The 24,277-nt window shown below is 38.0% G+C and carries 26 protein-coding genes and 1 riboswitch; of the genes, 22 read left to right on the top strand and 4 right to left on the bottom strand.

Going from position 1 to position 24,277, the window contains the following annotated elements:
• Positions 1 to 15 precede the first annotated feature (15 nt).
• From NSQ41_RS12210 to NSQ41_RS12195, 4 genes are all read left to right on the top strand, one after another.
• Complete coding sequence (locus NSQ41_RS12210; RefSeq protein WP_339196754.1) at positions 16 to 600, top strand: cob(I)yrinic acid a,c-diamide adenosyltransferase; 585 nt, start codon at positions 16 to 18, stop codon at positions 598 to 600.
• A 92-nt stretch (positions 601 to 692) separates the two neighbouring features.
• Complete coding sequence (sigX, locus tag NSQ41_RS12205; RefSeq protein ID WP_094246152.1) at positions 693 to 1,283, top strand: RNA polymerase sigma factor SigX; 591 nt, start codon at positions 693 to 695, stop codon at positions 1,281 to 1,283.
• Complete coding sequence (locus NSQ41_RS12200; protein WP_339196752.1) at positions 1,258 to 2,370, top strand: GerMN domain-containing protein; 1,113 nt, start codon at positions 1,258 to 1,260, stop codon at positions 2,368 to 2,370. The genes sigX and NSQ41_RS12200 overlap by 26 nt, the downstream gene beginning before the upstream one ends.
• 84 nt (positions 2,371 to 2,454) lie before the next feature.
• Complete coding sequence (locus NSQ41_RS12195) at positions 2,455 to 2,589, top strand: hypothetical protein (RefSeq protein ID WP_261308724.1); 135 nt, start codon at positions 2,455 to 2,457, stop codon at positions 2,587 to 2,589.
• On the opposite strand, the gene serA is transcribed toward NSQ41_RS12195, so the two are convergent.
• Both serA and NSQ41_RS12185 read right to left on the bottom strand, forming a co-directional pair.
• Positions 2,580 to 4,151, bottom strand: coding sequence for a phosphoglycerate dehydrogenase (serA, locus tag NSQ41_RS12190; RefSeq protein ID WP_066247685.1), 1,572 nt, complete (start codon positions 4,149 to 4,151; stop codon positions 2,580 to 2,582). The two genes, NSQ41_RS12195 and serA, sit on opposite strands and share 10 nt — an antisense overlap.
• A 170-nt stretch (positions 4,152 to 4,321) precedes the next feature.
• The gene (locus tag NSQ41_RS12185) at positions 4,322 to 4,819 is read right to left on the bottom strand and encodes an inorganic diphosphatase (RefSeq protein ID WP_339196749.1); all 498 of its coding nucleotides are present in this window, start codon (positions 4,817 to 4,819) and stop codon (positions 4,322 to 4,324) included.
• Positions 4,820 to 5,103: 284 nt separating this feature from the next.
• On the opposite strand from NSQ41_RS12185, the gene NSQ41_RS12180 reads away from it, so the two are divergent.
• Positions 5,104 to 6,465, top strand: a complete 1,362-nt coding sequence (locus NSQ41_RS12180) for a transposase (protein ID WP_094245809.1) — start codon at positions 5,104 to 5,106, stop codon at positions 6,463 to 6,465.
• 30 nt (positions 6,466 to 6,495) lie between these two features.
• Positions 6,496 to 6,647, top strand: a riboswitch (FMN riboswitch).
• 196 nt (positions 6,648 to 6,843) lie between these two features.
• Positions 6,844 to 7,386 carry an ECF transporter S component gene (locus NSQ41_RS12175; protein ID WP_232515771.1) on the top strand — a complete coding sequence of 181 codons (543 nt, stop codon included), beginning with the start codon at positions 6,844 to 6,846 and terminating at the stop codon, positions 7,384 to 7,386.
• Positions 7,387 to 7,525: 139 nt separating this feature from the next.
• On the opposite strand, the gene NSQ41_RS12170 is transcribed toward NSQ41_RS12175, so the two are convergent.
• On the bottom strand, positions 7,526 to 7,774 hold the full coding sequence (locus NSQ41_RS12170) for a ferredoxin (protein WP_063388618.1): 249 nt from the start codon (positions 7,772 to 7,774) through the stop codon (positions 7,526 to 7,528).
• A 274-nt stretch (positions 7,775 to 8,048) separates the two neighbouring features.
• Between NSQ41_RS12170 and NSQ41_RS12165 the strand changes: the two genes are divergently transcribed.
• From NSQ41_RS12165 to NSQ41_RS12130, 8 genes are all read left to right on the top strand, one after another.
• Positions 8,049 to 9,110, top strand: a complete 1,062-nt coding sequence (locus NSQ41_RS12165) for a helix-turn-helix domain-containing protein (protein ID WP_339196747.1) — start codon at positions 8,049 to 8,051, stop codon at positions 9,108 to 9,110.
• Positions 9,107 to 10,603, top strand: coding sequence for an ATP-dependent DNA helicase RecQ (locus tag NSQ41_RS12160; protein WP_339196744.1), 1,497 nt, complete (start codon positions 9,107 to 9,109; stop codon positions 10,601 to 10,603). Before NSQ41_RS12165 ends, NSQ41_RS12160 begins: the two co-directional genes overlap by 4 nt.
• Positions 10,604 to 10,607: 4 nt before the next feature.
• Positions 10,608 to 11,231, top strand: a complete 624-nt coding sequence (locus tag NSQ41_RS12155) for a CPBP family intramembrane glutamic endopeptidase (protein WP_063388615.1) — start codon at positions 10,608 to 10,610, stop codon at positions 11,229 to 11,231.
• A complete protein-coding gene (locus NSQ41_RS12150) occupies positions 11,206 to 11,856 on the top strand; it encodes a LysM peptidoglycan-binding domain-containing protein (protein ID WP_157728008.1) in 651 nt (216 codons plus the stop codon). Before NSQ41_RS12155 ends, NSQ41_RS12150 begins: the two co-directional genes overlap by 26 nt.
• A 70-nt stretch (positions 11,857 to 11,926) precedes the next feature.
• A complete protein-coding gene (locus NSQ41_RS12145; RefSeq protein WP_063388613.1) occupies positions 11,927 to 12,379 on the top strand; it encodes a DUF2663 family protein in 453 nt (150 codons plus the stop codon).
• A gap of 130 nt (positions 12,380 to 12,509) precedes the next feature.
• Entirely contained in the window at positions 12,510 to 13,091 is a 582-nt protein-coding gene (locus NSQ41_RS12140; protein WP_063388612.1) for a genetic competence negative regulator, read from the top strand.
• Between the two features lie 236 nt (positions 13,092 to 13,327).
• Positions 13,328 to 14,584, top strand: coding sequence for a Glu/Leu/Phe/Val dehydrogenase (locus NSQ41_RS12135; protein WP_063388611.1), 1,257 nt, complete (start codon positions 13,328 to 13,330; stop codon positions 14,582 to 14,584).
• A gap of 90 nt (positions 14,585 to 14,674) precedes the next feature.
• Complete coding sequence (locus NSQ41_RS12130; RefSeq protein ID WP_066247690.1) at positions 14,675 to 15,643, top strand: YpdA family putative bacillithiol disulfide reductase; 969 nt, start codon at positions 14,675 to 14,677, stop codon at positions 15,641 to 15,643.
• 249 nt (positions 15,644 to 15,892) lie between these two features.
• On the opposite strand, the gene NSQ41_RS12125 is transcribed toward NSQ41_RS12130, so the two are convergent.
• Positions 15,893 to 16,861: an asparaginase gene (locus tag NSQ41_RS12125; RefSeq protein ID WP_339210024.1), complete on the bottom strand. Its 969-nt coding sequence runs from the start codon at positions 16,859 to 16,861 to the stop codon at positions 15,893 to 15,895.
• 223 nt (positions 16,862 to 17,084) lie between these two features.
• Here NSQ41_RS12125 and prsW point away from each other — a divergent pair, with 223 nt between their 5' ends.
• The 8 genes from prsW to rpsA all read left to right on the top strand — a co-directional run bounded on the left by prsW (position 17,085) and on the right by rpsA (position 23,768).
• The gene (gene prsW, locus NSQ41_RS12120) at positions 17,085 to 17,756 is read left to right on the top strand and encodes a glutamic-type intramembrane protease PrsW (protein ID WP_066251976.1); all 672 of its coding nucleotides are present in this window, start codon (positions 17,085 to 17,087) and stop codon (positions 17,754 to 17,756) included.
• Positions 17,757 to 17,848: 92 nt separating this feature from the next.
• Positions 17,849 to 18,802 carry a spore cortex-lytic enzyme gene (gene sleB, locus NSQ41_RS12115; protein WP_094246145.1) on the top strand — a complete coding sequence of 318 codons (954 nt, stop codon included), beginning with the start codon at positions 17,849 to 17,851 and terminating at the stop codon, positions 18,800 to 18,802.
• 14 nt (positions 18,803 to 18,816) lie between these two features.
• The gene (gene ypeB / locus NSQ41_RS12110; protein WP_066251975.1) at positions 18,817 to 20,160 is read left to right on the top strand and encodes a germination protein YpeB; all 1,344 of its coding nucleotides are present in this window, start codon (positions 18,817 to 18,819) and stop codon (positions 20,158 to 20,160) included.
• Positions 20,161 to 20,255: 95 nt separating this feature from the next.
• A complete protein-coding gene (locus NSQ41_RS12105) occupies positions 20,256 to 20,903 on the top strand; it encodes a flagellar brake domain-containing protein (RefSeq protein ID WP_130156168.1) in 648 nt (215 codons plus the stop codon).
• Positions 20,904 to 20,947: 44 nt separating this feature from the next.
• On the top strand, positions 20,948 to 21,133 hold the full coding sequence (locus NSQ41_RS12100; RefSeq protein ID WP_232515564.1) for a DUF5359 family protein: 186 nt from the start codon (positions 20,948 to 20,950) through the stop codon (positions 21,131 to 21,133).
• 79 nt (positions 21,134 to 21,212) lie between these two features.
• Entirely contained in the window at positions 21,213 to 21,884 is a 672-nt protein-coding gene (gene cmk, locus NSQ41_RS12095; protein WP_339193008.1) for a (d)CMP kinase, read from the top strand.
• A 3-nt stretch (positions 21,885 to 21,887) separates the two neighbouring features.
• Positions 21,888 to 22,472 (top strand): lysophospholipid acyltransferase family protein, encoded by a 585-nt coding sequence (locus NSQ41_RS12090; protein ID WP_066251969.1) that lies wholly within the window; start codon positions 21,888 to 21,890, stop codon positions 22,470 to 22,472.
• 150 nt (positions 22,473 to 22,622) lie between these two features.
• Positions 22,623 to 23,768, top strand: a complete 1,146-nt coding sequence (gene rpsA / locus NSQ41_RS12085) for a 30S ribosomal protein S1 (RefSeq protein ID WP_339210023.1) — start codon at positions 22,623 to 22,625, stop codon at positions 23,766 to 23,768.
• Positions 23,769 to 24,277: the final 509 nt, after the last annotated feature.

Raw genomic sequence — 24,277 nt, 5'->3', positions numbered from 1 at the left:
AAGGGAGGTTTGGCAATGAATTTATATACGCGTACAGGGGATCAAGGACAGACGAACGTTATTTGTGCGCGCGTCGATAAAGATGATCCAAGGGTGGAAGCTTACGGAACGATTGATGAATTGAACGCTTACATAGGCTATGCAAGGACGTTTTTAACAGATAAAGCGTTTCAAGATATTTACGAAGAGCTTGAAAAAATTCAGCATCATTTGTTTGATTGCGGATCTGACATAGCGGTTGTGTACGAAAAGCAAAAACATCCGTTTAAAACGACGGAGGATATGATCCGTTTTTTAGAGGAACGAATCGATCATTATGTGGAAGAAGCTCCTGCATTAGAAAAATTTATTTTGCCCGGAGGAACGGAGGCGGCCAGCGTTTTACATATTGCGAGAACAGTTGCCAGAAGAGCAGAGCGTTTAATCGTTTCTTTAATGAAAGAGGTTAAAATTCATCATCCGGTCCTCATTTACATGAACCGTCTGTCTGATTATTTATTTGCTGCTGCTCGGGTTGTAAATTACCGCCTAAACGTGAAGGATGTCGAATACGAACGAAGCGGGAAGGTGTTCCGGACAAATAATAGCAAAAAAAATTGACACCGAGGGTCTCTTTTATAAGACCCTTTCTTTTTTGTTTGTAACATGTCATGCGTCTCTTTCGACAAATATTTTAAACGGAGGGTATGTGCATGGATGAATCGTTTCAAAGATTATACGAAAAGTATCATCAAGATATTTTTCAGTTTTTATATTATTTGGTGAAGGATCGGGAACAAGCGGAAGATTTGGTGCATGAAGTGTATATAAAAGTTTTAAAATCATACTCGAGCTTTGAAGGACGAAGCAGTGAAAAAACATGGTTATTTTCCATTGCTCGGCATGTGGCGATTGATTTTTTTCGAAAGCAAAAAACTCTCCGTCAGCGAATAATGGAAAAATTTGATTTAGATCAAGCACAAATTGCGGATCAAGAGCCCCTCCCGGAAGAAATAGCTTTACAACGAGAAGAAATACAGATGTTATACAAAGCAATGAATGACTGTAATGTGAATCAAAGAACCGTTTTAATTTTACGGTTTATAAAAGAATTATCTGTTGCAGAAACAGCCGAGGTGTTGGGGTGGACGGAAAGCAAAGTCAAAACAACCCAGCATCGGGCTTTAAAAGTGTTAAAAAATTATATAGATAAAGCTATGAAAGAACAAGGTGTCACGAAAGATCAGGGAGCTATGACAGAACAGGAGGTAGTTTCAAGTGAAAAACTCTCTGTGGAGCGATGAACAAATCAAAAAATGGATAAGCGAGTTTCCAAAAGTAGAAGATTCCCGCAGTTCATTCGAGATTTGGAACAATATTACCGAGAAAAAAAGAAAAAGAACAATATTGAAATTCATTGTTCCATCAGCTTCGATTGTTGCTTTGACAGCAGCCGTCACTTTTGTAGTTTTTCCGCTAAGCAACAGCAAAAATGAACAAACCCAATATTCATACAACAAAAAGGCCGAAAACGCAGGAAACAGTCATTTAACCGAAAGTCAAACGATGGAGGCTTCGCCGAAGTATCGTTCCATAGTTCCAAATTCTTCAACTGAACAAATTATCACAGTAGGGCTTTTAGATGAAAGCAAACAGCATGTCGTTCCTCTAAGCTTTAAAGGAAATCAATTCGAGCCTGCCGTCAAGCAAATAAATGACGTCTTAAACAAGATCGATGTGAAACGTTTCAATCTTTCAGCTTTTGCCTTTCAAGATGCAGACATTTATGAAAGCAAAAGCCGAAGTGACGAGGTGATCATAAATTTTGAAAAATTGAATATAAAAGACCGTTTCCATAATGAACAAAATTTTAAAGAAGTATTAAAAGAAACATTTCGGTGGCAAAATTATAAAAAGGTGCGCTTATTTACAAATGAAAAGCAGCATGTTCCTTCTGAGCATTTTGTTTCCGAATTTCAAATAAAGAAGCTGCTGAAAAAAGCCTATTTCTTGTTTTTTCCTAAAAATAGCAGCAATCCTTTGCTCGTTCCATCAAAAAATGAATATGAAACAATTGAAGAGGCAATGAATGCCATGCAAAAAGGTAAGGAAGACGGGCTTGAACCTTCCATTAATAATTCCGTTAAAATTAAGCAATTGAAAAAGGATGATGAGCTGCTTACGGTCACTTTTGAAAATGCTTCAAAAATGAAAAACACAGAGCATACTGAAGTTATGCTGGAAGCGATTTTAATGACAGCGAAAGAATTCGGCTTTAAGAAAGTGAAGTTCGAAGGCTTTGATGCGAAAAAAATCGGAAATATTGATATTTCAAAACCGGTGGAAGTGCCTTTTTCGCCTAATTTTATTGACCTGAAAGTTGATGCATAGCAAAAGGAACGGAAATAGGTCTAAACATAAAGACACCATCATAAATATTGAGAATGTACGAAAGGAGGAAAGGAGGATGAACGGATGCTGGATTTAATGCGGAGGCTGGGTATTGCCCTAATTATGGGGCTTTTCATCGGTCTTTTGTTTTTGGGAGGATTAAAAACAGAGGAGCCAGGAGAGATAAGCCCTCCCAGCACCTTTAAATATTATAAATGAATAGTTTTGGCAGAAACGATGTCATCGAACTGGACTAACGCTTCAATAAGCTGATCATCAATCAGTTTATCACAAGTTAAAACCATGATTGCTTCGCCGCCGATGTTTTTACGTCCAACCTGCATTGTTGCGATGTTTACGCCATGGTCGCCCAGTACTTTTCCGACGCGTCCAATAACACCTGGTTTATCGATGTGTTCTACATATAATACTTCCCCTGCCGGGTAAAAATCGATATCGAAACCGTTTAAATCAACAATTCGTTCACCGTAGTTTGGAATATACGTTGCTTTTACGGAAAAAGTCCGATGATCTCCATCTACTTGAACAGCGATGCAATTTGCATATCCAGAACCGTTTGAAGCAATTTTTTCGCTGAAGCTGATGCCGCGTTCTTTGGCGATGAGGCCAGCATTCACTTCGTTAACAGTTGAATCAACCCGTTCTCCTAAAAATCCAGCAAGAAATGCTTTCGTAATAAAAGATGTTTCGAGTTCAGCAACCGTTCCTTCGTAAACGATTCCGATATGTTGAACAGGTTCTTTCATGTATTGAGAAGCAAGCTGACCCAATTTTTTGGCCAATTTATAAAACGGCTGTATTTTGTCAAATATATCTTTTGTTAATGTTGGTAGATTAATAGAATTTGTAACAGGTTTTCCATTTAAAAATTTTAATACTTCTTCAGCAACTTGAGAGGCAACGTTTAATTGGGCCTCTTTCGTTGATGCTCCAAGATGCGGTGTAGCAATGACCTGTTCAAAATCAAGCAGCTTCCGATTTACTGGAGGCTCGACTTCAAATACATCAAGAGCAACGCCTTTCACATGTCCAATTTCTAAATAATGAATTAATGCTTCTTCATCGATGATGCCGCCCCGGGCGCAGTTTAATAAATAAACTCCTTTTTTCGTTTTTCCGATATTTTCCTTTCCTAATAAACCTCTTGTTTCTTTTGTCAATGGTGTATGAACAGTAATGATATCAGCTTGCGCTAAAACTTCATCGAGCTTGCAGCTGTTTACTCCCAATTTTTGCGCCCGGTCTTTTGTTAAAAATGGATCAAACACTAAGACGTTCATTCCAAAAGCTTTTGCTCTTTTGGCAATTTCGCTGCCGATTCGTCCTAAACCGATGATTCCTAAGCTTTTGCCGTATAGCTCAGTACCGAGAAAGGCGGAGCGGTTCCATTCACCTGATTTAACGGAAACATTTGCTTGTGGAATATGACGAACAAGCGATGCCATCATGGCAAATGTATGCTCGGCAGTTGAAATCGTATTTCCGTCAGGTGCATTAATCACGACAACTCCGTATTTTGTCGCTGCTTCAACATCGATATTATCGACTCCGACGCCTGCTCTTGCAACAATTTTTAAATTTGTCATTTTTTGAAGCAGTTCTTCTGTTACTTTCGTTGCACTGCGGACGAGCAGAGCATCATATTTTTCCAGGTCGTCAACTTCACTTACTTTTTTCTGAACGACATTGATGTTTTCATCGTTCAATAATGGTGCTAATCCATCGCTTGATATTGAGTCAGAAACAAGAACATGAAACATTTTCTAAGATCCCCCTAGTGAACGAATTAAAAATGAAAACAAAATTTCTGATTATTTTATCTTAACTGGTCTATGTTGTCAAGGTTCAAAACTTTACAGTTTGAAAACGTTTACTGTGTGTAAAAAGGGAAAAAGAGAGTTGCTTCTGAAGAAACAGCTCTCTTTTTTGTTTAATTGTTAGATTCATTGTATCGTGCGATACATTCGTCAATTAGTTTTGCCGCTGCTTCAGGTCCTTCCCAGCTGCCGATCTCTGTTCGTTTTCCTTCCAAATCTTTGTAACGTTCAAAGAAATGGGCAATTTCTTTTAATTTGTGCTCCGGCAGATCTTCAATCGATTGAACATGATCAAAACGAGGATCATCTACAGGAACGCCGATTAATTTTGCATCTTCTTCACCGTTGTCGATCATGTTTAAATAGCCAATGACACGCGATTCTATGACGCATCCAGGGAAAGTCGGATTGGTGACGATTACGAGAATGTCAAGAGGATCTCCGTCAAGTGCTAAAGTATTTTCTAAATAACCGTACTCTGCAGGGTAAAACATAGGCGAATAAAGAACTCGGTCTAGTTTAAAAACGCCTTTTTCCTTGTCATATTCATATTTGTTTTGGCTTCCTGTCGGAATTTCAATAAAAGCTTCGACAACTTTATTGTTTGCCATCGACAAAATCCTCCTTTATTATGTATGCCTTTTTATTATAGAGGATGTAAAAAATATTGGCAATTGTAGAAAAAAGACAATGAAATAAAATAAGTTTCTTTTTTTTTTATTATTGCTCAACTTTCTCACAGTAAATTGGATTTCTAAGCCTTACGGTTAATGGGTTTGTTGGTTGTTTCGAATACTTCTTGACATAAAAATTTGCAAAAAAAACACCTCAACTTTTGGTATAGTTTAATTGTCCAGAAAAAACATTACCAAAAGCAGGTGAGGTGTCTCTTATTATGATAACGAATAACAGACTGAACAATCAACTACCAAAAGAAGTAAAAGCTATATTTGATGAACTTGAAATCTTAAAATATTTAAGGAAAGTGGGAATTAACAAGGGTTTCGGTTATTCCTGCGCCTATTTATTCCAGCTAGTTTTTAGTTTAGTTTTTGAAGGCAAAAATTTGTTTCGACTTCTTCAAAGTAAAAAAGCTAAAGATTTGCCGGAAAAAAACGCTATTTATCGCTTCTTAAATAACCCTCAATACAATTGGCGCAGGTTTTTACTTGTTTTGAGTACTTTCACCATTATGAAGGTAAGTAGTTTAACGAGACACGACCGTCCGAAAGTGCTGATCGTGGACGACTCATCTTATGAACGAAATCGCAGTAAAAAGGTTGAACTGCTTGCTCGCTGTTTCGATCATTCTTCTCAAAAAATGCGTTATTACAAAGGATTTCGTATGCTTACACTCGGCTGGTCAGATGGTGCTACATTTTTGCCTATTGATTTTGCTTTATTAAGCTCTACGAATTCCCAAATCAATGGGATTGATAACCGAATCGATAAGCGTACATCCGGTTATAAGCGGCGTGTCGAAGCTTTACAAAAAGCGCCGGAAGTTATTCCCAATATGATTAAACGGGCACTTTCTCAAGGAATCGATGCCTCATACGTTTTAATGGATACATGGTTTACCCAACAGCCTTTGATCAAGTCCATTGTGGATCAAGGGTTGGATGTTATTGGAATGGTGAAGGATACAAAACAAAGATATCAAGTGAACGGTGAATGGGTGAGCCTAAAAAAACTATACCAAACAGCTAAACCATCACAACATCAAAAGGGTATTTTGCGCTCTATTCACACAACGATGGCAAATGGCGTACCTGTTAAAGTGGTATTTGTCCGTAATCGTAATAAAAAGAGACAGTGGCTAGCTATTTTGAGTACAGACTGTACTTTATCGGATCAAGAAATCATTCGTATTTATGGGATACGTTGGGATATTGAAGTATTCTTCAAAACAGTCAAATCCTTATTGAAACTCCAAAAAGAGTTCCAAGGAAGATCTTATGATTCCATGATCAGCCATACCACTATTGTGTTTACAAGGTACATTGTTTTGTCTTGGCAAAACCGAGTAAGTACAGATTATCGAACATTAGGCGGCATTTTTTATGAACTTTGTGATGAAATCGATGAACTAGATTGGGCCTTTGCACTTCAACTACTCATTGAAATTCTTGAAGATGCACTTCAAAATGTAAATCAAAAGATTAAAAAATTCATCGAAAGTCAATTACGTAAATGGATTGTAGTTTTGCCTAATTATATCAAGGCTTATTTACCAAAATTGAGCTGCGAAAGTTGAGTTGTATATAATGAAGATAAAAAAATATGGATTCATCTTCGGGGCAGGGTGAAATTCCCGACCGGCGGTGATAAAAGCTTTTAAGCTTTTTTAGCCCGTGACCCGTAAAGGTGTTTTTCCTTTACGGTGGATCTGGTGAGAATCCAGAGCCGACAGTATAGTCTGGATGGGAGAAGATGAGGGTTCAGGCGTTTCAAAAAATATGATCATTGAAACGTTTATTTTGACCTGCTTACAATTCTCCCTCTGCGTCAATGTAGAGGGTTTTTTTATTGAAGCAGGAGATGGACCCTTCCTTCTTTTCAAGATGGATCACAGAAAGAAAAGGAGAGAAGGACTGTGTTAAAAACAAAGGCATTTAAACTTGTTTTTGTAGGAATGTTGAGCGGGATTTCCTACTTGCTTATGGCTCTTAACTTTCCGCTTCCGGGACTTCCGGCATTTTTAAAAATTGATTTCAGCGAAATTCCTGCTATGCTGGCGACGATTTTATTAGGGCCGATTGCAGGATTGGCTGTAGAAGCGATTAAAAATACGCTTCATTACATCATTCAAGGAAGCGCGACAGGAGTTCCGATTGATCAGTTGGCAAATTTCTTGGCTGGATTGTTTTTCCTTTTGCCGTTTGCATTCGTGTTTCAAAAAATTCGTTCGATGAAAGGGGTTCTTTTCGGTTTAGCTGCCGGGACCATTTCGATGTCAGTAGCCATGAGCTTATTGAACTATTATTTCATTTTGCCGGCATATACACTGTTTTTAAATATGCCGCAAATGTCGATTGCAGAAGTGAAGCAAGTCATTATTGCCGGGATTTTGCCTTTTAACCTCATTAAAGGAACAATTATTGCCATTGTCTTTTTAATGATTTACGGCAGAATCAAAGAATGGCTTCAACATAAATTTAACGTGCAAAATGCATAAATTTATATGCGAGCAAAAAAGCGGAGATCAGCCGTTATGATGTTTTCGCATCATCACGGTGCTCCGAATTATGATACACAAAACCCCCACAGAAATTCGTTTTTCCGTGGGGGTTGTTCTTTTAAAGCTGATGAAACAGCTATTCAAATTTTAAAGGATCGCCGTCAAAGGGTTCATCGGCAATTTTAATGGAATCTGTTGGGCAACCTTCAAAAGCATCCATTAAATCATCTTCTAAAACTTCTGGAACTTCAACCGTCCCTTGGTTATCATCTAGAATAACGTATGCGATTCCTTCGTCGTCATAATCATAAATATCTGGCGCTGCTGCCCCACATGCACCACATGCAATGCATGTTTCTTTGTCAACGATTGTATATTTTGGCATTGTCTAACCTCCTGTATAAATGAAATGAGTAGAAGTCATAAAAGAGAAAGAAACATTTATCTTCCACTTCAGAATGTTTTATATAATAATCAGAATACCACATAATTATTGTAAGATGGAATATTAAACATTTCAATAAAAAAAGATGAAATGTCATAGTATTTCGATAAACTTACTTAAATCAAATCATTCATTATATATTTTTCGACAATTATTGGATAAATTTTGATAAAATAAGGATTGAACAGAAGGTTTCAATTTTTAAGGTGATCAAATGCCTCTCTCTTATTTGGAAGGAATCATCCTTTATTGTTTTCAACAGCTCAAATGCGAGCGATCGAAAGCAGCTGTTTTTCATTTATTAAAAGGAAAAAAATCTTCTCAAACGATTCAAGATAGCATTATTTTTCATTTATCGAACTTATTTGGCATTTGCCGTGAGCTCGAGCTTGAAGAATATAATCACTTGTTAAACAGATTGGTTCAGCTGTCATATGTCAAACAAGTAAAAGGCGAGTTTTATATGGTCACAATGAACGGCGAACGGGTGCTGCAAGAATTTTTGTCAGAAAAACCGTTTCCTGATAAGCTGGATGGGGCCACCTACAATGATATAGGAAAAATTTTTTGGCAGCGTTTATCTTTATTTGTTCAAACGGTTTCCCATCTAGTTTATAACCATTCGAAATTTTTACCTATAACAAATAATGGTCAGCTGTTGCATTTTGTCAAAACATACATATTACAGATGAAAGAGACAAAGAAAAATATCGGAAATCGAACGTTTTTGGAAATGAACCGTTTGCTTGAATGTTTAGATGAAAAGGGAGCTATCTTAGTTGTCAATCGTTTGTCCGGCTTTAAAAAAAATGGAATCACCTTTGAACAGCTTGCAGCAGCTGCGAATGAAGATCCTTTTTATTTGAAGCTTATGTTTCAAGCTGCCGTCATTCAAATGGTGAACGAATTGCAAAAACGTTCTGATCAATATCCGATATTATTCGGTCTTTTAAGAGATTTGATAAAAAAACACCCGCTAACCGCATCGGCGGAAAAAACGTACCGCTTGTTGGCGGAGGGGTTGGGCATTGATGAAATTGCAGCAGTCCGAAAGCTTAAAAGAAATACGATTGAGGACCATATTGTTGAGATTGCTTTAAACATGCACGATTTTGCCTTCGAACCTTATGTAAGCAAAGAAGATGTGGTCAAAATCGGGCAAGCGATTGAAAAGCTGCAAACAAACAAGCTGAAAAAAGTTAAAGAATATCTTCAAGATCAATACAGCTATTTTCAAATTCGGCTGGCAATGGCTGCAATAAGGAGATGGCAATGACGAAAGATCTTTTTACTTTGCTGAAGGAAAAATTCGGTTATTCAAGCTTTAAAACAGGCCAAAAGGAAATAATTGAAGATGTTATTAGCGGACATGACGTAGTTGCCATGCTTCAGACAGGCGGTGGAAAATCATTGTGCTATCAGCTTTCTGGCTATTGTTTACAAGGTGCTGTATTAATAGTGTCTCCGCTATTGTCGCTCATGCAAGACCAGGAACAGCAGATGAAAATGTTTGGAGAAAAAAGAGTCATTGCATTAAACAGCTTTTTAACCCGATATGAAAAAGAAAAAGCTTTCCGGCAATTGCACCGTTACAAATTTATATTTTTATCGCCTGAAATGTTTAAATCAAAAAGGCTATTGGATGCATTGGCGCAAATCCAAATATCTTTATTTGTCGTCGATGAAGCGCATTGCATTTCACAGTGGGGACATGATTTTCGGCCTGACTATTTAAAGCTCGGAAAGGTAAGGGAGATGATCGGTTCTCCCCCTTGTTTGGCGATGACCGCCACAGCCACTAAAGAAGTGCTGAACGATATCGCGAAATGCTTGCATTTAACCGATGCAACATTTCATATTCATTCTATTGACAGGCAAAACGTTGCCATTAATGTTGAAGCCGTAAGCAGCCAAGAGGAAAAATTGGAGCGATTAGCCGAATGGCTGAAAATGTTAGAAGGGCCGGGTATCATTTATTGCTCCACAAGAAAGTGGGCGGAAGAGCTTGCCAGATGGATTGAACAAAAGGGAATGACAAATGCGGCTTATTATCATGGCGGAATGGAATATGAAGATAGAATGTTGATTCAACAGCAATTTTTAAATGACGAACTTTCGGTTATAACGGCGACAAATGCTTTTGGAATGGGAATAAACAAAAAAGACGTTCGATTTGTCATCCATTTCCATTATCCTGCTGACATGGAATCATACGTACAAGAAATAGGCCGGGCAGGAAGAGATGGAAACCAAAGCATTGCAATTGCACTTGTACCAAAGGGTGACGAGGAGTTTCCCCGGTCGATAATACGTTCTGAATTTCCTGAAAAAAAAGAGATTGAGTTGATTGTAAAAACGATTCGGTTAAAGGGAAGCTTTGATTTAACAGAAGAAGAGTGGAGCAGCTTCGGCTTGTCTGATGTACAGAGGAGATTTTTACAATATAATTTCCAAATGTTGGATGAAAACATGTATCATTGGACGACTGATCAGATCGTAAATTATGTATGGAGCAAGATTGAAGATCGAATGAAAATGAAATTTAAAAAATTAGCCGACATGGAAGCATTTTTACGAGCAAAAGCATGCAGGCGGAACATGATTTTAAGCTATTTTCAGGAAAAACCTTCAACAAAGGTTTCGATTTGCTGCGACAATTGCGGAATAAACGATCGTTTTTTTATCCGAAAAAAAATTCATTCATCCCAGCCAATGATAAAGTGGGATTGGAAGCAAGAATTAAAAAGGCTGTTTCGTCAAAGTGGGTGAAGGCGTGATTAAAAGACAAGAAGAATTGATAAAGAACATGACCGATCGAGAGCTTTTATTTCATCTCATGGTCACTCAGTCGCTATTTCTTCTTATATCGATTATTTTAGGGTTCATTTTTTTTGACCGTGCGGAGGATTTTTTTCAATTATGGGAATTGAGTTGGGAAACGATAGCTGTTGGCTTGCTTGCAACAGTTATCGTTCTGCTCATTGATTTGGTAATTATGAAATGGGCGCCAAAAAGCTGGTACGATGATGGAGGAATCAATGAAAAACTGTTTCAAAACAGAAGCTTGCCGGAAATTTTTTGGATGACCCTTATCGTTGCTTTTGCGGAAGAAATATTGTTTCGCGGGGTTCTGCAAACCCATTTCGGACTGTTTATCGCCAGTTTGATCTTTGCCTTCATGCATTTTCGTTATCTTTCAAAATGGCTGTTATTTGCAACGGTTTTGTTCGTCAGTTTTTTTCTCGGAGTGATATTTGAACTGACTGAGAATATTTTAACAACAATTTTCGCTCATTTTCTTATCGACTTTGTATCGGCAGTGCAAATTCGCTTTCAATATTTGAAAAATAGTAAAGGCGATGGGAGGGACGATGAAGAAGATGACAAGTCCGTATGAACATGACCAAGCTGAGCGTTTAAGGGAAAAAATGATTGATGAAATAAAAGAGAGAACGGGGACATATCCGTCTCGGAGTGAAGTGCATAAAAAAAGGCGGAAGAAAAAAAAGAAAATGAACTATCCGCTTTTGCGTATTCTCGTCTTTCTTTTTATATTAGTGCCAGTCGTTGTTTTATTTTTAACTTCTTATTTAGAACGAAATCAATCAAACCGCAGCGGGGAAAATCTTTCAGATTTTGACTCTGTAATTATTAAAAATAATAGCGGGAAGTCTGTTCAAGAAGAGAGAGTGGAAGAAAATAATTCCTCTAACTCAGACAAAGAAGAAGGAAATCAGAATGAACAGGAAGCTTCTCCAACGACTGAAGAACAATCCTCTTCCAACAGCACAAGAGACGAAACCCGAAAAGAAATTTCTGGAAATGAAAGCGATGGAAACATGGAAGAGAACAGACGCATCATTACTCATGTTGTCCAGCCGAACGAAACGCTGTATAAAATCTCGATGAAGTATTATAAAAGCCGAAATGGCGAAGAGCTTATTCGAGAATGGAATCATCTTCAAGATTCCAACATTTATGTCGGACAAGTTTTAAAAATCCCTTTAGATAATCCCCAATAACTAAAAAATTTTCATATTTGAAAAAGATCATGCATAACTTGTACAAAAAACTTTGGGGGATTTTAAACGAATGGAAAGGCAAATTAAAGATCTGCCCTATACAGATCAACCTACCAAGCATATGCTGCAAGGGCTCATTGAGCGTAAAAGAGAATTCGAAACATATAAACAGAAATGTTTGGTTTGGCAAATAATTACATTTGTGGAAGTGATCATTTTTATAGTGTTTATTTATTTCAACGTATATCAACGATTGGAAACAGATCTTTTGTTTGTTTTATTCTATTTTTTTCAATCATCACACTTATTCGCCGTTTTGCTGATTGCATTCAGCTATTCAACAGCCGTTTATTTTAAAAAGAAAGAAGAAAAAGCGGAAAAAGAATATCATGAGCTTAGATGGGAAATTATTGATAAAAGCACTGATTTTTGGAAAAGCGAAGAAGAGTGGATGAATCGCGACAAGGTTTTTTCTGTTATGAAAAAAGAATTTGATATTAATCTCTATTATAAAACGAAATAAAAATGTGATTTGTGAGTAAAAATGCTTGTCTTCACCCCCTCGTAATTGTAAACTGTTTACTAACTAAAGAACCATCTTTTAGAATCAACATACAATATCGTATGATGTATTGACGGCAGGAGGGAAGAAGATGCGGCTCGAGCGTCTTAATCATAATAAAATTAAAATTTTCCTGACTCTAGATGATTTGTCGGATCGCGGCTTAACAAAAGAAGATCTATGGAACAACTCTTTAAAAGTTCATCAGCTTTTCCGGGAAATGATCAATGAGGCAAGTGAAGAACTCGATTTTCATGCAAACGGTTCGATTGCGGTCGAGGTTTATTCACTAAAAGCACAGGGAATGGTGATCATTGTTTCCAAAAATAATGATGAAGAACTTGAAGATGAATTTTTAGATGATTATATTGAAATGCAAGTAAAAGTGGATGAACATCAAGATATATTGTATGAGTTTTTGAATTTCGAAGATGTCCTCGATCTTGCAAAAGTTCTTCAACGTTTCGAAATAACAGAAGGCGCGCTATATTCATATCAGGGACGATACTACCTGCTGTTTGATGACATCTCTAAGATTGAAACGGAGCATCTTGTTGCAATTTTAGCGGAATATGGAACGCCGACACATATGACAACTCATAGACTGCATGAATATGGAAAATTATTGATAAAGGATCACGCTGTTCGTCTTTTGAATGACTATTTTTCCTGAGGCTGACAAAACATCGCCTTTCAGCGATGTTTTATCAGCTTTTTTTGCGTAGATTTAGTATTTTATTTGATAAAAAACAAAGCGGTTTGCCGCTTTCTTTTTTTAACAAGAAATTCAGTATCCCTTTATTTTCTATGAATTAATGATTGAATTAATTTATAGAAGGTGTATACTAAGTCATGAAAGGTGGACTTTTCCTTTTCATTATTAAAGAACATATAGGAGGTTTACTTATTATGGTAGCCGAAGGCAATGACAAGCATGATGTGCTAAAAGCTACGCAAAAGGTAATACATAAAGCGTTAGGAAAACTAGGTTATCCAGAAGAGGTGTATGAATTATTAAAAGAGCCGATTCGCATGCTGACAGTGAAAATACCTGTTCGCATGGATGACGGTTCTGTTAAAATATTTACTGGCTACCGGGCGCAGCATAATGATTCTGTAGGACCTACAAAAGGAGGCGTTCGCTTCCATCCAAATGTAACTGAAAACGAGGTAAAAGCGCTTTCAATTTGGATGAGTCTAAAATGCGGAATTATTGATTTGCCTTACGGTGGTGGAAAAGGTGGAATTGTTTGTGATCCAAGAGATATGTCGTTCAGGGAATTAGAAAGATTAAGCAGAGGATATGTTCGGGCAATTAGTCAAATTGTTGGCCCTACAAAAGATATACCTGCACCTGATGTATTTACGAACTCGCAAATCATGGCTTGGATGATGGATGAATACAGCCGGATTGATGAATTTAATTCGCCAGGATTTATTACCGGCAAGCCTCTCGTTCTCGGCGGTTCACATGGCCGTGAATCGGCAACGGCAAAAGGCGTGACCATTTGCATTCGCGAAGCAGCGAAGAAGCGTGGAATTTCTTTACAAGGGGCTAGGGTCGTTGTCCAAGGATTTGGAAATGCAGGCGGTTATTTAGCAAAATTTATGCATGATGCCGGAGCAAAAGTTGTAGGTATTTCCGATGCATACGGCGGTCTGTACGATCCAGACGGACTAGACATCGATTATTTATTAGACCGGCGCGACAGCTTCGGAACTGTTACGAAATTGTTTAATGATACGATCACTAATAAAGAATTGTTAGAACTTGATTGCGAAATTTTAGTTCCTGCGGCGATTGAAAACCAAATTACAGAAGAAAATGCCCATAATATTCGGGCTCAAATTGTCGTAGAAGCAGCCAACGGTCCGACAACTGTTGAAGCCACTCAAATTTTAACGGACCGGGGAATTTTACTCGTGCCTGACGTATTGGCAAGCGCGGGAGGAGTAACGGTTTCTTATTTCGAATGGGTTCAAAATAATCAGGGCTACTATTGGTCTGAAGAAGAAGTGGAAGAAAAATTGGAAAAAATGATGGTGAAAGCATTTAACACTGTATATGAAACGGCGCAAAACAGAAGAGTAGATATGCGGCTTGCTGCATATATGGTAGGCGTAAGAAAAATGGCAGAAGCATGCAGATATCGCGGATGGGTATAATATTTGCATCGTTTTGCAGTTTCCCCTATGATAATGTAGGGGAAGTTTTTCTTTTGTCACCAGCCGCTTAATGCTATAGGAGTGATCATGATGCAAGAAGAAAAAGTGATCATTGTCGGCGGAGGTCCATGTGGACTATCGGCTGCGATCGAATTGAAGGAAAAAGGAATAAATCCTTTAGTTATTGAAAAAGGAAATATTGTTGATTCCATTTATCGCTTTCCAACACATCAAACCTTTTTCAGCACAGCAGACAGGCTTGAAATTGGCGGAGTCCCATTTATCACAGAAAACCGAAAGCCTGTCCGCAATCAAGCGCTTGCTTACTACCGGGAAGTTGTGAAGCGAAAAAATTTGCGCATTCATACATATGAAAAAGTAGAGAAGGTAGAAAAGCAGCAGGACGGAACGTTCATGGTAACGACGGAAAAAGGAAAATATCGTGCGTCATTTGTTGTGATTGCTACAGGTTATTATGATAATCCAAATTACATGAATGTTCCAGGCGAAAATCTGCCCCACGTTTTCCATTATTTTAAAGAAGCTCACCCATATTTTGATAAAGATGTCGTTGTGATCGGCGGGAAAAACTCAAGTGTTGATGCCGCGCTTGAGCTTTATAAAGCCGGGGCTAGAGTAACTGTATTGTACCGAGGAAGCGGGTATTCTTCAAGCATTAAGCCTTGGATATTGCCGGAATTTGATTCTCTTATCAAAAAAGGCTATATAAAAATGGAATTTCGGGCAGATGTAAAAGAAATTAAAAATGACTCTATTAGTTATATTGTGAACGGAACAGAAGAAAAAACTATTCCTTGTGATTTTGTCTTTGCCATGACTGGCTATCATCCAGATCATAACTTTTTGAAAAAAATGGGTGTACTTATTGATGAGCAGACAGGCAGACCTTACTACAATCCCGATACAATGGAAACGAATGTAAACGGGATTTTTATAGCCGGTGTCATCGCAGCTGGAAATGATGCGAATGAAATTTTTATCGAAAACGGCAGATTTCACGGGGAATTGATCGCAGAAGAAATTATCAAAAGAGTATAGGGGATGTCCCGAAAATAATCAAGTAGAGAAAAACAATCCGTTTTTCTCTACTTGATTTTGTTGCTTTCATAAGTTGTGGGGCCGTCCAGAAATCAAATCGCCATTGAAAACAAAAAATCATAAACACCGATATATCAACGTTTCTAACACATTAATGGGGGCGTCAATAAGCTGTAAAAACGACTTATTAGACACCCCCTTCTTGTAACATTTTTTAGTAAAATTTGTGTTGATCATCACAACAGCTTATTATTTCGAAAACATTTCTTCTATTTCAGTTAAATCGCTCGTTTTTTCTAAAGCCACACAAAGCTTTATTCTAGCTTTTTGCCCGTTTAATCCGTTCGAAAATATAACGCCAAGCTGTTTTAAATGTTTTCCTCCGCCCTGATAATCATAGACATCCTGCACAATGCCGTTAAAACATCGTGAGACAATGACGATCGGCACTTTCTTCTCAATAAGCCGTTTCATGCCGGGTACTAAAGCCGGCGGCAAATTTCCTTGCCCTAAAGCTTCAATGACGATTCCATCCGGATTCAGTCCTTCAACTGCTTCCATTATTTTTTCATCCATGCCTGCATACGCCTTTAAAAGGAGCACATGTTTAGTGATTTTCGTTATACTATATGTTTCTTTTCTTAACGGATAGTGATGAAATGCCAGAATTTTTTTGTTCACAATACCGATCGGTCCGTATTGCGGACTTTGGAATGTAGCGATATTGCTTGTATGCGTTTTTGTGACGTTTTTTGCTGTATGAATCTCGTCATTCATGACAACTAACACACCAAGGTTTTTCGCTTCGTCGGAAGCAGCAACTTTTATGGACATCAATAAATTATATAATCCGTCTGATCCGAGTTCATTATTTGACCTCATCGCACCTGTTACAACAACCGGGATGGGAAGGTCAAGAGTCAAATCTAAAAAATAAGCTGTTTCTTCTAAAGTATCCGTTCCATGAGTGACGACGACACCGTCGATGCTTCCATTTTTGGCATGATGTTCGATTTCTTTTTTAATTTCCAGCATTTCCTTAGGAGTTATATGCGGGGAAGGCAAGTTAAAAAGCTCTTTTACGATTGTTTGTACATTGTTTGCATTCAATGAAAAATTTGTTAGAGGATTGGACCCTTCTGGTCTCACTGCACCGCTTTGCTCATCTTCCAGCATTGAAATTGTACCGCCTGTATGTAAAATCAATACTTTCTTCATCTTTTTATCCCTTTCATTAAAGTTTCATTTTTTCATGCTTATTTTTGATTTTCATTTTGTCATATACATGTTACCATTTTATCAAAAGGATGTTTTTAACAACTTACTGCTGCTCTACATGAATCATCATTTCTCATTCTTTTATTTTGTTTTATTTTAAAAGGAACATTCTAATAAATCTATACATAAATAAGGAGATACTAGAAGAAAAGAGGCTGTCATTATGATTGCGATTATTACAGCAGGCATTGCACCAGGGCTGGCAATACTTTCATATTTTTATTTGAAGGATCAATATGAAATGGAACCCCTTTACATGGTTGTTCGGACGTTTATTTTCGGTGCGCTGCTTGTTTTTCCAATTATGTTTATTGAATACGTTCTGGAAACAGAAAATGTATTTCCCTCTTCTTTTTTACAAGCTTTCTTTGCTTCGAGTTTATTGGAAGAGTTTTTTAAATGGTTTATTTTTTATTTTACAATTTACTCCCATTTTCATTTTGATGAACATTACGATGGAATCGTTTATGGTGTGTCCATCTCTCTCGGCTTTGCGACATTGGAAAATATTTTATATTTAATTGCGAACGGTGTGGAGTTTGCATTCGGGCGCGCAATTTTTCCAGTCCCAAGCCATGCATTGTTCGGTGTCATCATGGGGTATTATTTAGGAAAAAGCAAATTTTCGAATGATAGGCTTAAAAAAAGATGGCTCTTTTATTCTCTAGTTATTCCGTTTCTTTTGCACGGAACGTACAATTATATCTTGCTTTCCAATGAAGACTGGAAGTTTTGGGTCACTCCGTTTATGGTGTTTTTATGGTGGTTTGGGCTTCATAAAGCAAAAAAAGCGCGCATGGTATACAAGCAAAATATCGAAACAATATCAGGATAAAAAAATTTTTGAACCGGCATGAGCCGGTTTTTTTGTTGTATAAAATGACATCTACTACAGAAAATACATGTAACGATATAAAGTGAGGAGGCATGATGATGGGAAAAAACATGAAATATCTGCTCGCAAACGCTTTTGTTTTAATCGTTTTTCTTATTCTTTCTAACAATCAGCTGCATGTTCATGCTTTTAGCGAACAAGTGATTCAGAGAGGTGCGACAGGTGATGATGTCATTGAACTGCAGGCAAGACTTCAATATAACGGATATTATCATGGGAAAATTGATGGGGTATATGGATGGAATACTTATTGGGCAGTTAGAAAATTTCAAAATAATTTCGGACTTAAAGAAGTAGATGGTTTAGTTGGTCCTGAAACAAAACAAAAGCTTATCAATACGACAAAATATTATAAGTCTTTTGTCCACGAACAAATTCGAAAAGGCAGAGACTTTACCCATTATGGCGGAGTGCCGCTAAAAATCCAAACAGCGCCTTCTGAGGAGCTGCGCGCAAAATGGCGGAAGCAAACCGAAAAAAATCTCGCAAAAAATGTACCGCCAAAAAAACAACAAGCTGGTCAGGCTGGACAAGGGCAAAAGCAGGCTGCTCCTAAACAGCAAGCAGCCCAAAATAAACAACAAACAGGGAAATCGGTACAGCCGATGGCGGTGAATATGCCTGGAGGCTTTTCACAAAATGACTTAAATCTTTTAGCCAATGCCGTTTACGGAGAAGCCCGCGGCGAGCCTTATATTGGTCAAGTAGCAATTGCGGCAGTTATTTTAAACCGACTGAACAGCCCGACATTTCCAAATACGGTTGCTGGTGTTATTTTTGAACCGGGTGCTTTTACAGCTGTCAGCGATGGACAAATATATTTGACACCAAATGAAACAGCGAGAAAAGCGGTGATGGACGCCATTAACGGGTGGGATCCGACAGAAGAAGCTCTCTATTATTTCAATCCTGATACAGCAACAAGCCCATGGATATGGACGCGGCCGCAAATCAAGAAAATCGGAAAACACATATTCTGTGAATAGTGAGGTGATTCAATATGCTTCGAGGATTATTAATCGGGCTGCTTACAGTGGCCTTAATCGGAACAGGCTACTGGGGATATAAAGAGCATCAGGAAAAAAACGCCGTATTAATTCATGCAGAAAACAATTACCAGCGGGCTTTTCACGATCTAACCTATCAAGTGGATCAGCTTCATGACAAAATTGGCGAGACACTCGCCATGAATTCAAGAAAATCATTGTCACCGGCGCTGGCGGAAGTTTGGAGAATTACATCGGAAGCGCACAATGATGTCGGCCAGCTTCCGTTAACTCTTTTACCTTTCAATAAAACAGAGGAATTTTTGTCGAATATTGGTAAATTTAGTTATCAAACAGCAGTGAGAGATTTAAACAAAGATCCGTTAACGGATCAAGAATATGAAACGTTAAAAAAATTGTATAAAAATGCAAAAGACATACAAGACGAATTGAGAAACGTCCAGCATTTAATCTTAAAAAACAATCTGCGCTGGATGGATGTTGAACTCGCACTAGCATCAGGGCAAAAACAAATGGACAATACGATCATTGATGGATTTAAAACGGTAGAAAAAAATGTTGAAGGCTATTCCGAAACTAATTTCGGTCCAACGGCAACAGCGCTGCAAAAGCCTAAAAAAGGATTTGAACAATTAACTGGAAAGGAAATATCAGAGCAAGAAGCAAAACAAATCGCAAAACGATTTGCCCCTAAAAATGTAGAACGAGTAGATGTAACAACAAATGGTAAAGGATCAAATATTCAGTTTTACAGCATTACTATGCATGATAAAGGAAATAAACATGATGTTTATATGGATATCACGAAAAAAGGCGGTCATTTAATTTATTTATTGCACAACAGAGATATTAAACAACAAAAAATCAGCTTAAATGAAGCATCCAACCGAGCAACGGAATTTTTGAAAAAGCTAAAATTTAAGGATTTAGAGCTTTATGAGAGTGCACAATATGACAACATTGGTGTTTTCACATTTGTTTCTAATTACAAAGGTGTACGTCTATATCCTGATGCAGTTCGTTTAAAGGTAGCGTTGGACAACGGAGAAATTATAGGTTATTCTGGACGTGATTATTTAGCAGCGCACAAAAAAAGAAATTTGCCGAAACCTGCTATTACAAAAGAAGAAGCGAAAAAATCAGTCCATTCTAACGTTGAAATTCAGGAGGATCGATTAGCTGTTGTGACAAATGATGCAGGCGAAGAAGTGCTGTGCTATGAATTTTTAGGAACGATTGACCAAGACACGTACCGCATTTTCATCAACGCAATGGACGGAACGGAAGAAAAAGTGGAAAAATTGCAAAGTGCTGAACCGTTATTCAGAGAAATTTAATCACAAAAAGGGGAGTCGATTTTTAGGCTTTCCCTTTTTTTCATTTCATGCTTTAATAAATGTAGAGCGCTTATTACATTGAAAGAGTGGTAACGTTGATAAAAATTGGTACGATGATCACATTGGAACTTTCTGGCCAAGATCAAATACTAAAATGCAAACTTGTGGACCAAGAAGAAAACATTCTTTATATTGATTTTCCTATAAATAGCAAGACAGGAAAAACTGTTTTCTTACCAGACGGCACCGAGCTCGTTGCAACATTTGTGAACAGCGAAAAAAAACCGTATAAATTTCGTACTAAAGTTCTTGGCAAGAAAAAAGATAACCTCCCGATGATCATGCTTCAGGCACCTGAGTATATGGAGGAGATCCAAAGGCGGCAATTTGTCAGAATCGAGACAGCCGTTGATGTAGCCATACACGCCATTAATCAGGAATTCGCCCCATTTACAACAGTTACAAACGACATAAGTGCTGGCGGCATTTCAATCATTATTCCAAACGGTGTGGACGTACCGCTAAATGAAAATATACATATTTATATGGTGCTCACGTTTATGGACGGAACGATTGAATATTATAAGGTAACAGGGAAGGCGCTCAGAGTTGTGGAAGCGGAACATCATAAGCTCGCTTCCATAGCATTTATCAATATTGATGAAAAGACACAGCAAAAATTGATTCGCTTTTGCTTTGAACAGCAGCTGCAAATGAAAAAGAAAGGAATTTTGAATGAATAATACCGGCAAGGCTGTCCATACTATTTATAAAAAATGGCAAAAGGATGTTTTTTGTGAAGCGCTTTGAACAAATATTGATCAAATTGATCATTATACAATTCATTATGTTAATTGCCGCTCAGCTTTTTTTGCGCCATTCTGAATTGAAGCCATATTTATCAAAAGCCGTGCAATATGAAGGTGTTGGAAACATGTCCATCTCCGAATGGGTGGAAACTATCAGCCGCTAAAAGAGCAGGAAACCCCTGCTTTTCTTTCTGTATTCCAAAAAAATAGATACATATTTTTTGAAACTAGCTAGGAGGTATTATGAGTAAAAAAATTTCCATTGCAATCGACGGTCCGGCAGCTGCCGGGAAAAGCACAGTTGCCAAAAAAATCGCAAAAGATTTAGGCTATACATACATTGATACGGGTGCGATGTACAGAGCTCTCACTTTGAAAGCTTTACAGAATGGCATTTCTTTGGAGGATGAAAAAGCGCTAACCAAGCTTTTGAATGAAATGACGATTGAACTGAAGCCGATAAAAGAAGGTCAGCAAGTGCTAGTAAACGGTGAAGACGTAACGGCGATTATCCGTTCCAATGAAGTAACAAAGCATGTTTCCACTGTTTCCAAACATCCTAATGTGCGGGAGGAAATGGTGAAAAGGCAAAAACAGCTTGCAGGAAACGGCGGCGTTGTCATGGATGGCAGGGATATCGGCACTCATGTGCTGCCGAATGCGGAGTTGAAAATATTTTTAAAAGCTTCTGTAGAGGAAAGAGCAAAAAGAAGGTATGAGGAAAATTTAAGAAAAGGTTTTACATCCGATTTAACACAATTAAAGAAAGAAATTGAAGAAAGAGATAAGCTTGATTCCACGAGGGCAACTGCCCCATTAAAAAAAGCGCCGGATGCCGTCGAAATCGATACAACTTCATTGACGATTGAAGAGGTGGCGGAATTAATTAAAGAATTGGTAAAAGAAAGGCTGTAAGAAATGGGTAAATTTTATCAATTTGCAAAGGCAATTGTTTACTGCTTTATTAAACCGCTCTTTCGGGTCGAAGTGATCGGAAAGGAACATTTTCCAATGGATGGTGCCGTGCTGCTTTGTTCCAATCATATTAATAATTTGGACCCTCCGACGATTGGTATCGTTTCACCAAGGCAGCTCCGTTTTATGGCAAAAGAGGAGCTGTTTAAAATTCCGGTTTTCAGCCTGATCGTCCGGGCATTGGGGGCGTTTCCGGTCAAAAGGGGCTTTTCCGATCGAGAGGCGTTAAGAACAGGCTTGAAAATATTAAAAGAAAGAGAAGTTTTAGCCATTTTTCCGGAAGGAACGAGAAGCAAAACAGGTGAACTCGGAAAAGGTTTGGCTGGTGCAGGTTTTTTTGCCTTAAGATCAGATTGTGTCGTCTTGCCATGCGCCGTCGTCAGTTCTTACAAACCGTTTCGGAAAACGAAAGTCATTTTCGGCCCAGCCATTGATTTTACATCTTATCGAAACAAAAAAATTTCAGCTGAAGAAGCGACCGATAAAATCATGACAGAAATTAGAAATTTGCTCGAAAAATATAGGTAATCAATGGATTTAACTTGACAAACGGAATTTTTTGTTAGAACTTATAGAAAAGAGGTATTTTTCATTCTATTTAGAGTAGCTTGTGACATACTAAATAGAATGGTACATATTTTGTTGAGTTGCTATGGCTTGACCAAGGAGGTAAATGGTATGGTAGAGGACATCAATCAAGGTGAAGTTTTTGTGCCTGAAGTGGGAGACGTTGTAGAGGGAACTGTAACAAAAGTGGAAGATAAGCAGGTGATTGTTGATATTAAAAATTGCAAACAAATGGGCATCATTCCGATTAGTGAACTGTCTAGTTTGCATATTGAAAAAGCTTCAGATGTTGTAAAGGAAAATGACAAGCTTGAACTAGCGGTCATTAAAGTTGAGGAAGAAGCCGTCATTTTATCGAAAAGCAAAGTGGCTGCGGATAAAGCTTGGGTGGAATTAGAGAGAAAATTTGAAAATAAAGAAGTATTTGAGGCAGAAGTGAAGGATGTCGTAAAAGGCGGTTTAGTGGTAGACCTGGGCGTCCGCGGATTTATTCCTGCTTCATTGGTTGAACCTCACTATGTTGAGGATTTTTCAGATTATAAAGGAAAAACATTGACATTGATGGTTGTGGAGCTAAACCGTGAAAAAAATCGAGTGATTTTGTCTCATCGTGCTGTAGTGGAAAAGGAGCAGGAAGAGAAAAAACAGCAAGTGCTTCAGTCGATTCAGCCTGGTGATGTATTGGAAGGAACAGTCCAACGTTTAGCCGATTTCGGAGCCTTTGTTGACATCGGCGGGATTGACGGTCTTGTACATATTTCTCAGATCTCTCATGCTCATGTAGATAAACCGTCAGATGTGCTTCAAGAAGGCGAAAAGGTAAAAGTGAAAGTTTTGTCTGTCGATCGGGATAATGGACGGGTTTCACTATCGATTAAAGAAACATTGCCTGGTCCATGGGAAAACATTTCTGAAAAAATCAAATCCGGTGATGTTGTCGAAGGAACTGTACAACGCCTCGTCTCATTCGGAGCTTTTGTAGAAGTTTTACCTGGAGTAGAAGGTCTTGTCCATATATCGCAAATTTCTAAAAAACATATAGGCACTCCTCAAGAAGTATTAGAAGAAGGCCAAAAGGTAAAAGTAAAAGTGCTTGATGTAAACGAAGAAGAGAAACGGATTTCCTTAAGCATAAAGGAATTGGAAGATGATGGGCCCGGTAGTGAAGAAGATTTTCGCAAATATCGTCCGAAAGAGGAATCGACAGGATTTCAACTAAGCGAAATGATCGGAGAGCAATTAAATAAATTAAAATAAAGACAAAGGCGATTATCACGAGCTGCCCCTTGTCAAGGTGACAGCGGAATAAAAAATGATCTAAGCGGCTTTATCTCTATATTCCATAGGGCTGAGGCCGTTTAGTCGTTTTATGAGGGTAATTTGTATCGATTGCCAGTCCTCAAACGAAATCTACGTTTCGCATTTGAGCGTTCTCCATAAAGACTCCATAAGCACCGCCCAGCATATAACGAGCTGTTTTATCATCTTCTCCACTGCTGTTCTTTTCATAAATCCTTGAGAATGATACGATCCATCCTCGCTGTAATAAGCTGTTATTGTTCGAAGCCTCGCCTAGTATATAGCTTCCATATCACTTCAATAAGCTGTATTTTGAGTTCTGCAGTATCGGTTCTATTTTTGCTAAGCTGCTCTATATCGTGATTATATGTGCGAACAAAATTCTTCGCTGCTTTTAATAAGCAAGCGATACGTCCGTTTTGCGTTCGTATCTCCATTAAAAATCAAAACTTGTGCAGATAAACAAG

The organism is Aeribacillus sp. FSL K6-8210 (assembly GCF_037963925.1).
Taxonomy (GTDB): Bacteria; Bacillota; Bacilli; order Bacillales; family Aeribacillaceae; genus Aeribacillus; species Aeribacillus composti.
The sequence above is the reverse complement of the archived record's forward strand: the minus strand, read 5'-3'. Positions and strand labels throughout refer to the sequence as shown.

What these genes read in the sequence shown, in the direction of transcription:
- NSQ41_RS12090 (WP_066251969.1), top strand. Translation starts at nt 21,888, where the DNA reads ATGGGTAAATTTTATCAATTTGCAAAGGCAATTGTTTACTGCTTTATT.
- ypeB (WP_066251975.1), top strand. Translation starts at nt 18,817, where the DNA reads ATGCTTCGAGGATTATTAATCGGGCTGCTTACAGTGGCCTTAATCGGA.
- NSQ41_RS12100 (WP_232515564.1), top strand. Translation starts at nt 20,948, where the DNA reads ATGTTTTTTGTGAAGCGCTTTGAACAAATATTGATCAAATTGATCATT.
- NSQ41_RS12145 (WP_063388613.1), top strand. Translation starts at nt 11,927, where the DNA reads ATGGAAAGGCAAATTAAAGATCTGCCCTATACAGATCAACCTACCAAG.
- serA (WP_066247685.1), bottom strand. Translation starts at nt 4,151, where the DNA reads ATGTTTCATGTTCTTGTTTCTGACTCAATATCAAGCGATGGATTAGCA.
- rpsA (WP_339210023.1), top strand. Translation starts at nt 22,623, where the DNA reads ATGGTAGAGGACATCAATCAAGGTGAAGTTTTTGTGCCTGAAGTGGGA.
- NSQ41_RS12135 (WP_063388611.1), top strand. Translation starts at nt 13,328, where the DNA reads ATGGTAGCCGAAGGCAATGACAAGCATGATGTGCTAAAAGCTACGCAA.
- NSQ41_RS12130 (WP_066247690.1), top strand. Translation starts at nt 14,675, where the DNA reads ATGCAAGAAGAAAAAGTGATCATTGTCGGCGGAGGTCCATGTGGACTA.
- NSQ41_RS12125 (WP_339210024.1), bottom strand. Translation starts at nt 16,861, where the DNA reads ATGAAGAAAGTATTGATTTTACATACAGGCGGTACAATTTCAATGCTG.
- sleB (WP_094246145.1), top strand. Translation starts at nt 17,849, where the DNA reads ATGATGATGGGAAAAAACATGAAATATCTGCTCGCAAACGCTTTTGTT.
- prsW (WP_066251976.1), top strand. Translation starts at nt 17,085, where the DNA reads ATGATTGCGATTATTACAGCAGGCATTGCACCAGGGCTGGCAATACTT.
- NSQ41_RS12175 (WP_232515771.1), top strand. Translation starts at nt 6,844, where the DNA reads ATGTTGAGCGGGATTTCCTACTTGCTTATGGCTCTTAACTTTCCGCTT.
- NSQ41_RS12195 (WP_261308724.1), top strand. Translation starts at nt 2,455, where the DNA reads ATGCTGGATTTAATGCGGAGGCTGGGTATTGCCCTAATTATGGGGCTT.
- NSQ41_RS12165 (WP_339196747.1), top strand. Translation starts at nt 8,049, where the DNA reads ATGCCTCTCTCTTATTTGGAAGGAATCATCCTTTATTGTTTTCAACAG.
- cmk (WP_339193008.1), top strand. Translation starts at nt 21,213, where the DNA reads ATGAGTAAAAAAATTTCCATTGCAATCGACGGTCCGGCAGCTGCCGGG.
- NSQ41_RS12210 (WP_339196754.1), top strand. Translation starts at nt 16, where the DNA reads ATGAATTTATATACGCGTACAGGGGATCAAGGACAGACGAACGTTATT.
- NSQ41_RS12170 (WP_063388618.1), bottom strand. Translation starts at nt 7,774, where the DNA reads ATGCCAAAATATACAATCGTTGACAAAGAAACATGCATTGCATGTGGT.
- NSQ41_RS12150 (WP_157728008.1), top strand. Translation starts at nt 11,206, where the DNA reads ATGAAGAAGATGACAAGTCCGTATGAACATGACCAAGCTGAGCGTTTA.
- NSQ41_RS12185 (WP_339196749.1), bottom strand. Translation starts at nt 4,819, where the DNA reads ATGGCAAACAATAAAGTTGTCGAAGCTTTTATTGAAATTCCGACAGGA.
- NSQ41_RS12140 (WP_063388612.1), top strand. Translation starts at nt 12,510, where the DNA reads ATGCGGCTCGAGCGTCTTAATCATAATAAAATTAAAATTTTCCTGACT.
- sigX (WP_094246152.1), top strand. Translation starts at nt 693, where the DNA reads ATGGATGAATCGTTTCAAAGATTATACGAAAAGTATCATCAAGATATT.
- NSQ41_RS12160 (WP_339196744.1), top strand. Translation starts at nt 9,107, where the DNA reads ATGACGAAAGATCTTTTTACTTTGCTGAAGGAAAAATTCGGTTATTCA.
- NSQ41_RS12180 (WP_094245809.1), top strand. Translation starts at nt 5,104, where the DNA reads ATGATAACGAATAACAGACTGAACAATCAACTACCAAAAGAAGTAAAA.